The sequence below is a fragment of the Halomonas sp. 72 genome (assembly GCF_052379785.1).
Lineage (GTDB): Bacteria > Pseudomonadota > Gammaproteobacteria > Pseudomonadales > Halomonadaceae > Vreelandella > Vreelandella citrativorans.
In genome coordinates this window covers 56,276-63,777 of record NZ_JBQSYY010000022.1, presented here as the reverse complement: position 1 = coordinate 63,777, position 7,502 = coordinate 56,276, and the positions used below count along the sequence as shown (strand labels likewise).

6 protein-coding genes and 1 pseudogene are annotated in these 7,502 nt (G+C 47.4%); 3 read left to right on the top strand and 4 right to left on the bottom strand.

Annotated features, from left to right (window positions below; all coding sequences use genetic code 11):
- The first annotated feature begins 286 nt into the window (after positions 1 to 286).
- The 3 genes from ACT3T6_RS15890 (at position 287) to ACT3T6_RS15880 (ending at position 3,223) form a co-directional block, all read left to right on the top strand.
- Positions 287 to 616, top strand: coding sequence for a hypothetical protein (locus ACT3T6_RS15890; RefSeq protein WP_086961195.1), 330 nt, complete (start codon positions 287 to 289; stop codon positions 614 to 616).
- Positions 617 to 1,049: 433 nt separating this feature from the next.
- Positions 1,050 to 2,048 carry a DNA-processing protein DprA gene (locus tag ACT3T6_RS15885; protein ID WP_086961193.1) on the top strand — a complete coding sequence of 333 codons (999 nt, stop codon included), beginning with the start codon at positions 1,050 to 1,052 and terminating at the stop codon, positions 2,046 to 2,048.
- Between the two features lie 38 nt (positions 2,049 to 2,086).
- On the top strand, positions 2,087 to 3,223 hold the full coding sequence (locus ACT3T6_RS15880; protein WP_192526916.1) for a hypothetical protein: 1,137 nt from the start codon (positions 2,087 to 2,089) through the stop codon (positions 3,221 to 3,223).
- Between the two features lie 103 nt (positions 3,224 to 3,326).
- Here the strand turns inward: ACT3T6_RS15880 and ACT3T6_RS15875 are convergent, their stop codons facing one another.
- The 4 genes and pseudogenes from ACT3T6_RS15875 to ACT3T6_RS15860 all read right to left on the bottom strand — a co-directional run bounded on the left by ACT3T6_RS15875 (position 3,327) and on the right by ACT3T6_RS15860 (position 7,466).
- The gene (locus ACT3T6_RS15875) at positions 3,327 to 3,614 is read right to left on the bottom strand and encodes a hypothetical protein (RefSeq protein ID WP_096277124.1); all 288 of its coding nucleotides are present in this window, start codon (positions 3,612 to 3,614) and stop codon (positions 3,327 to 3,329) included.
- Between the two features lie 112 nt (positions 3,615 to 3,726).
- Positions 3,727 to 5,511, bottom strand: coding sequence for a hypothetical protein (locus ACT3T6_RS15870; protein ID WP_096277126.1), 1,785 nt, complete (start codon positions 5,509 to 5,511; stop codon positions 3,727 to 3,729).
- Positions 5,512 to 5,598: 87 nt separating this feature from the next.
- A pseudogene (locus ACT3T6_RS15865) lies at positions 5,599 to 6,447 on the bottom strand (YifB family Mg chelatase-like AAA ATPase); the annotation flags it as partial.
- 137 nt (positions 6,448 to 6,584) lie between these two features.
- Positions 6,585 to 7,466: an ABC transporter substrate-binding protein gene (locus ACT3T6_RS15860; protein WP_193054106.1), complete on the bottom strand. Its 882-nt coding sequence runs from the start codon at positions 7,464 to 7,466 to the stop codon at positions 6,585 to 6,587.
- Between the last annotated feature and the right edge of the window lie 36 nt (positions 7,467 to 7,502).

Below are 7,502 nucleotides of genomic sequence, written 5' to 3'. Positions count from 1 at the left end.
TTCCCTACTATTTCTTAGTGTTTCAAGGGAAAGTGTCATTATTTTCATTCATTCGCAAGCCGTTTCTGAGCGTATTCTGATAGCGGAAGCGTTCAGCGTAATAGGCGGCGATGAAAGGCTTAGTGAATCCTGTTAGGCCTAACCGGGTGCTGTACGAAATAGCGACTACCACCCTCATTGGGGTTCCATCATGATCTAGTGGCAGCCAATGGTGTAACCGGATCATTCAATTCTTCAGATTATTGGGCCTGGGAGATAGATGATTGAATAATGTAGGAGAATCAAAATGAAAATTATTGAAAAGGTGGAAATCGATTCCGTCACCGATGTGATGTGCGATGTATGCCTATGCTCCACTCGGGTAGCGAATGTTGGGCTTGAATTTGCGACGCTCCAAGCTCATTGGGGATACGGGGCTAAGCACGATGGCGAGCGCTACGAACTACATCTCTGTGAGAGTTGCTTTTTTGGCACAGTTGCGTACCTAAAACAGGAGCGACGTATACAAAATTTATTCAGTGAGGAGGTTGGGATAGAGGCTAACGAGCCGAACAGCACATTTGGCCTAGTTGCATCAGAGGATTATTTTCGTGACGACGTCGGAAGCAAACTCTAATCATGATCTGCTCTGAAGTGGCCAATAAAGCGCTTTTAGCGCGAGGCTGTTGGACATTTTTGAGCAAGATGTGTCGTAAAAAAGAGTCAGGGCGGGCCTTGATCAAAGGCCATTGTCACTACCGGATGCGCCTTCTTGGCCTGGGTAACATGAACTAACTAGGCCGTATTGTTGTAGGCATGAAGCTGCCTTCGTCATTTAACAATATTGCTAATATCTGTCACCCATGGGGGCTTATGGGCTAGGGTCATTACTGGCATTGCCAAGAATACAAAAGTTCTAAATTGCAGTGGAATGACCTTCAGTACGTGCTTAATAAGAAAAAGTGACGTGAAAGGTACGACTGGCGTAGGCAGGTTCTTCTGCGCGAACCCGAATTCAAGTAGTCTCTACTATGGATAACGAAAAAAGCGGCTAACTGGGAATGTAAGGCATGGATCGTGGTGCCAATTTTTGGCGTAATGAAGTCGTAGCTTTTCTTGCGCTATCGACTATCAAAGGTGTTGGGTACTGGACGCTATTTCGTCTGATGTTGCCCGGGAAAGGGTTCAAAGACTTTCTCAAAAATTCACCGATTTCTGTTCTTGAAAAAGAGCTGAAGGTATCACTTTTGCTGGACGGTGAAAGTCCTGAAGAGTGGCAGCATAGAGTCTGGGAGGCTGGCCTTCAGCTAGCCAGGGAACTGGCCAAATATAGAGCACGGCTAGTCTTTCGGGATCAGGAGGAGTTCCCAGGCAGGCTTAAAGAAATTGAAGATGGGCCGCGCTGGCTATTTATCCAAGGGGATATTCGAACCCTTTATAATCGTCCAATTGCTGTTGTGGGCACTCGTAAGCCTTCAAAGGATGGTGAGTTCTTGGCTCGCTACGTTGTCGCAACACTTGCACATTCAGAGAGAACGGTAGTATCTGGCCTCGCTTTTGGCATCGACCAAGTTGCTCATCAGGAGTCTCTCAGGTATGGCTTGCCCACAGTGGCGGTTTTAGGAAATGGAATATTCCTTGATTACCCCAAAGGCTCTCAAGAGATCCGTGAGAAAATTTTGATGAATGGCGGGGCAGTCATAACAGAATACCTGCCACATCAATCTTATTCTGGTGAGAACTTTGTGAGGCGAAATCGAATCCAGGCAGGCCTTTCTGAGTTTGTTATTCCAGTTGAATGGAAAATAAAGAGCGGCACAGCTCACACTGTTGAATATGCTTCAAAATACCAAAGAAAAGTGGTCAATATATTCCTGCCAGGAACAGCAAAAGCCCGACCAGAAATGGTTTTTTCGGAGCGTGCACGTGGCGCAACATCGTTTGAGATACCTAGAGAAACCGAGCAGCTTATAGCGCTACTGGATTTGGATACCTCCTCATTGCAAGTGGATTCCGAGCAATCAGAAGATATCGCGACCGAACCAGTGCAACAGAATTTAGAAATTTAGGTAGTTCCTAGTCACTTTAACAATATGAAAAGAAGCCTATGTTGATAGTAACCTCTCCCAGTGCGCTGCTAATTAATGGTGACCCCGATCCCTCTATTGCACAGGTTTTGATAGAAGCAGCTCAAAATAATCATAAGGTTGGGATTGTCTCAAATAACGCCAAACCGGGTTGGTTTGATGAGTTATTTGCCGAAACCGGTGTAATATTTAAGCAAGAGCTAGGACGGCAAAATGGAGGGATTATTAAAAGAACTGCCGAAAAGCTAAAAATCGCGCCGCAAGATGTCTTAGTGCTAGTTGGATCGCAAGCTGACATTGCCATGGGTAAGAATGGTAAAGCGGTTATGGTTGCAGCCGGTTGGTCAAATGACCCAAGAGTGTCTGAGCTCGGTATTCAAGTGGATTGTGCACGTTCTCTTAAGGAAACCCTTCGATTAACTTCGGAGTGGGATGGCAAGTGGTGGTTCAATGGCCAAGGCGCTTCGTATTCTGTACATGCTCTTTCAGATCTATCTACTTTCGGAAAAGACTTTGATCAAAAACAATTTCGCGCGCATCTAACTAGTACTATAAAACAAGGGGGGCCTCGATTGAATGCCTTACTTGCAATGGTTGCGAGATCTCTGCTAACTCAGGGTGTTGACTCGTTTCCAAAGCTTTTTTGGGGAGTGTTTCCTTCGTCAGCTAGCGATAACAGTGATAGCGAGGTACTCAGCGATTTTACGCATCGCTTAAGGACAACTGTATCAAAAGTTCGTATGGCGAGAAAGGGAGAGCCCTTGTTTGTGCGTCATAAACCATCAACTAAGCGGTCGTCAGCTGGTTCAAGAACAGATCGACTTGATCCCACCGAACAGATAGAAACTATTCATTTAAACCCTAAATATCGCGGTAACCTCACCGGGCGTAATGTCATAGTGGTAGATGACTGTACTACTCATGGGGTGTCTTTCGGTGTAGCCGCCGCACTTTTGCGTAAAGCAGGCGCTAATTCTGTCACATGCATTGCACTGGGTAAGTTTGGTAGATCTCTGAGGGACTATCAGATTGATATTACCTCAGATCCATTCCAACCACTCAATCTAGCGAAAAACGCTGTTATAAAAGATAATCCTTTTTTTGTGGGGCACGAAAATAATGCTGCACAAGAAGCGCTTAAGGGCTTGTTGGGCTAGATAGGTCATTAACTTTTTTGTAAAGTAATTATAACCTTACTGTGACCTGCCACTTGAAGGTTTAAATCTAGGCAGGTCACTTACTCTTATCGAAACAAGGAAGTTACCCGCTGACCGGCGTAACTCGTGTTGCTTGTCTCGAAGCAATCATGTTCGCGGGACGCTGAATTTCACTCAGCGTAGCGTCGTCTAAAAGCCCTTCTTCGCGTACAAGATCTAGTACTCCTCGCCCGCTCTGTAGTGCCTGTTTGGCGATTCGTGTTGAGTCGATGCATCCCACATAGCTTCGCTGGATATCTGTCTCTTCTGGCACGCAGAGGCTGACCAAATCGTCGCATAGTGAATCTGGCAGGATTGTTTGAAGGTGCAAGAGGGCAATGCTGTTTAGCATGAATTGCGGCTTTCGGAAGGGCTGCTAAAGTAGCCTCTTACAAAAACCGCCCTCTGGATGACGTCTTTCGGTACGTTTCACCTAGCTTATATATTTTAAATTACTTTAGTCTTTATTCGCCTGTGAGCGTTCTTAAAGCTTTGGTGAAGCTTACATGGTTAAGTGGCTTTATAGATGAACTGCTATCTTGCTTTTTATTATATGCGTGTACCCATGTTTTCATATCTAAAACACCCGAAGAAGCTCGAATTTTACTTTCAGCTCCTTTTAAATTTCCACGGAAAAATGCTATGTGGTTTATAACTTTTTTGATAGTCGCTTGATGGTTTTCTTCTGTTATCTCAAGCAGTAACGCACAGTACCCACCCTCATTTTCTCTACATTCAATTTCAAGAAGAAATACTCTACTTCCGCTGTAGTCAAAATGATAAACTAAAACGCTTCTATGTTTTGAAAGTGTTAACGTGGTCCATTTGTCCCTTCTGTGTTTTTTTTGATACTCGTCTATAACTCTTTTGGGTAATGGCCAAGTCAGAATGTTATCTCTAAACAGACCGCCTTCTTGTGGCTGATAGCAGAAAAGATTACTTATTATTTTTTTATTGCGAAGCAGATTCAACATTTTCTTTAACTGCAAAAACCTATAAGGCATGTTTGTTTGGCCGACCTGTTCCGCAGAAACCTCCTTTGTTTCTGTATTTCCATGCGTCGGTAATCCAGAAGTGCCATACTTGAAAAATTGATTTTCAATAGGCGTTACTTTTCCTGTAAGGTATTTATAACTAACCTCTTTTTCAATTTTTTTTAATTCTGGTTTGTTTTTCCAAGCAACCCCTAAAGAGCTGATTTCATCAAGCCCAGAATTCGCTGCAGGATCTTCTTTAGAAGAAATCGCTAAATCATCATTTGGGCTGCTGTTGTTCTGACTGCCATTTGGCCAAGGCTTATCTTTATCTGAATCTATAGTGTCTTTGCCTGTCTCGCCACTATTGTCGCGACCATGGTGGATTGTCAAGTTACTAAAAGGCCACGTTGCTGAGATTATCTCCAAGCAAAGATATTTGTTAGGTTCTGATTGTATTTGAACTGCACGTACAGAAAATTTAAAATTGTTAACTAGAAAAGGAATGCCTGCATATATATAAGACTCACCAGTAGCCCTTAAGGCATTAGCATAAATAGCATTAGCTGCTTGAATGCCATGTTCAGAAATAGTGAGATTCGCTGCATTATCAGCAAACTTATCCTTAATTCTCTTTCTTAAAATTACCAACCATTCGTCATCGGAAATTGTTCCAGTTTTTTGTATATTAACAATTCTTTCCCTAGTTGTTGCCCATGGCCCCGTTGTTAATGCTAGTGCGAACTCAGAAGAGGGTGCCATGAGGGCCCTAAAAACTTCGTGGCAAGGGATTATATAGGTACTTTGTGCTTGCTGAATTACAACGCAGTAGCTGTTAGAAAAGTCTTTTCCAAGATTGTATTCTGACTGCCCTATCCAACGGTATGGGAATTCATCTTTCCACCAACTTGGCCTTTCAGGCATGATATCGTTTGCTTTAACAATTCTAGAACTGTTATCTGTTAAATCTGCATTAATATTAATAGTTTGAGCATTAGCGCGACCAATTAGGCGCCCATTTTTGTATATGGTACCTAAAACAAGCTCTGGAACTATTCCCGTATGTGCGCGTACCAGGATCTCTTCACTCAGGCTGGCAGGCTTGCAGATTTCTTGTTTGTTTGGGTTCGAGCTTACTGGACAAAGCTTGACGCCAACAGAGGGGGTTGATGTTCGTCCCTCATGCGATTGGTACCCATCTACCCACCGTATCATCCAGTGGCGACCATCGTGAGGAAATTCTTCAAAATTAGTGATTAGATTTCGACTAGCCATGCAAATATTAGCACCTATTTTTTTCTTAAGTGCAGTATGCCAGTCGTGCAGTTTTTTGTTTAGTCGTTTTTATTAATGTAATTCACAGCCACCGCCCACCAGCGCAGCGGCGCTGGCGCTATGATGCGGTTGGCGAAATGGGCGCTTGCCCCAGTCAGCATCCAGCGACAGCCCACATACCGAGCGCACGGCGGCGACCGCCAAGGCGTCTTCTTCTGAAAGCGGCGGTAGAATGCCCGGCAGGCGGCTGGCCAGCATGGTTTTACCCGTGCCAGGCGGGCCTGCGAACAATAAATTGTGGCCTCCCGCCGCGGCGACTTCCAGCGCGCGACGCGCCTGTTGCTGGCCGCGTACATCGGCTAAATCGGCCATTGGCGTGGTGGTTTTTACTGAGGCGGGTAGGCGGTGGGGCAGGATTTTCTCCTGCCCAAGTAGGTGAGCAACGACCTGCCAAAGCGTATCCGCTGGTAGTACCGGTAAGTCACCGGCTAGTGCGGCCTCGTCGGCGCAGGCGCGAGGAATGATCAGAGCGTTTCCGGCCCGGCGCGTTGCCAGCGCGAAAGGAAGCATACCGGGTACGGCGCGCAGCTTGCCGTCCAGCGCCAATTCGCCCGCGCACTCCATGCCTTCTAGCGCGTCTACTGGAATCTGGCCTGAGGCCGCAAGAATGCCGAGTGCGATGGGCAAATCGAACCGGCCTCCCTCCTTGGGAAGGTCCGCAGGCGCCAGGTTGAGCGTAATGCGCCGGGTGTTGGGAAAATCAAACCCGGCATTAACCAATGCGCTACGCACGCGTTCACGACTTTCCTTGACTGCTGTTTCGGGTAACCCAACCAGCGTAAGCCCCGGTAAGCCGTTGGCAAGATGTACTTCTACATGGACGGCTGGTGCATCCAGGCCCACGCCCGCACGCGTGGCCACAATGGCTAAGGTCATTCCGCTTCCTCGCTTATTTCCTAATTCTACTTGACGTTAGCGGTTAACTTAACGCAACTAAGAAAACTTTGATAGCAGGCAGGGTTTTCAGCGTTATGATTTTGGCGGGAATATGACGCGAAGTGCGAACGTCATTTCTAAGGAGTGGGCTGGTTGTGGCGGGAAAAGTCATCCAGGGCGGTAGCCAACACACGGGCAAAGCGCTGGGCTGAGGGCAGTGCGCCAAAGCTCCATACGGGTGGCAGGCGCAAAAAGTTGCCGCTTTGCACAACGGGCAGCTGTTGCCACAGGCCACTTTCTGCCAGCTCTTCTTCTACGCCCATGGGCACCGGGTCAACAATTACCAGCGTCGCTTCTGAATAGCGGGCAAGCACTTCGATACCTGCTAAGGCGAACCCCCAGGCGTTGGTGGGTTGGTCCCAGGCATTGTCCAGGCCAAGCTGCTCAAGCACCGCATTGTAAAGGCTGTTATCCCCGAAGATCCGCACATGGCGTGCATCCATAAACTGCACCATCAATAGCGGTGCGGTGTCAGGTTGCGCTTCACGTAGTGATGCCATTAGCGTCTGTGTGTCGGCAATTAACTGTTCTGCCTGGGGCTGTCGCTCGGTGAGCTCACCCAGTTGGCGCGTTAATGCCTGGATTTCCTGCCAGGTATCGGCGCCGGGAGAGTAAAGCGGAATGGAGGTTACCGGTGCGATGCGCTCCAGACGAGGCGTGAGTGCAGCAAACATCGGCGAGATCAATATCTGCTCGGGAGCCAGCTGGGCCAACAATTCAAAATTGGGCTGGGTGCGCAGCCCAAGGTCGGCCACACCTTCTGGAAGTCGCGGCTCGCCGACCCAGTCGTAGTAGTCCTTCTGTTGGGCCACGCCGCTGATCGGCGCGTCGATAGCCACCAACGTCTCGGCAATGGTCCAATCCACCGTGGCAAACTGGGCATGGGCGCTGGTAAATGCTAGCAGGCTGGTGAGCAGAAGCGCGGCTCGGGCGAAAAAAAGCGTCACGGTACGGCGCATGAGAAAGAGCCATTTTGAAAGAAGAGCTTTATTTAA

Excerpts from the sequence above, each read along its gene's own strand:
- ACT3T6_RS15890 (WP_086961195.1), top strand. The coding sequence starts at position 287 with ATGAAAATTATTGAAAAGGTGGAAATCGATTCCGTCACCGATGTGATG.
- ACT3T6_RS15885 (WP_086961193.1), top strand. The coding sequence starts at position 1,050 with ATGGATCGTGGTGCCAATTTTTGGCGTAATGAAGTCGTAGCTTTTCTT.
- ACT3T6_RS15880 (WP_192526916.1), top strand. The coding sequence starts at position 2,087 with ATGTTGATAGTAACCTCTCCCAGTGCGCTGCTAATTAATGGTGACCCC.
- ACT3T6_RS15875 (WP_096277124.1), bottom strand. The coding sequence starts at position 3,614 with ATGCTAAACAGCATTGCCCTCTTGCACCTTCAAACAATCCTGCCAGAT.
- ACT3T6_RS15870 (WP_096277126.1), bottom strand. The coding sequence starts at position 5,511 with ATGGCTAGTCGAAATCTAATCACTAATTTTGAAGAATTTCCTCACGAT.
- ACT3T6_RS15860 (WP_193054106.1), bottom strand. The coding sequence starts at position 7,466 with ATGCGCCGTACCGTGACGCTTTTTTTCGCCCGAGCCGCGCTTCTGCTC.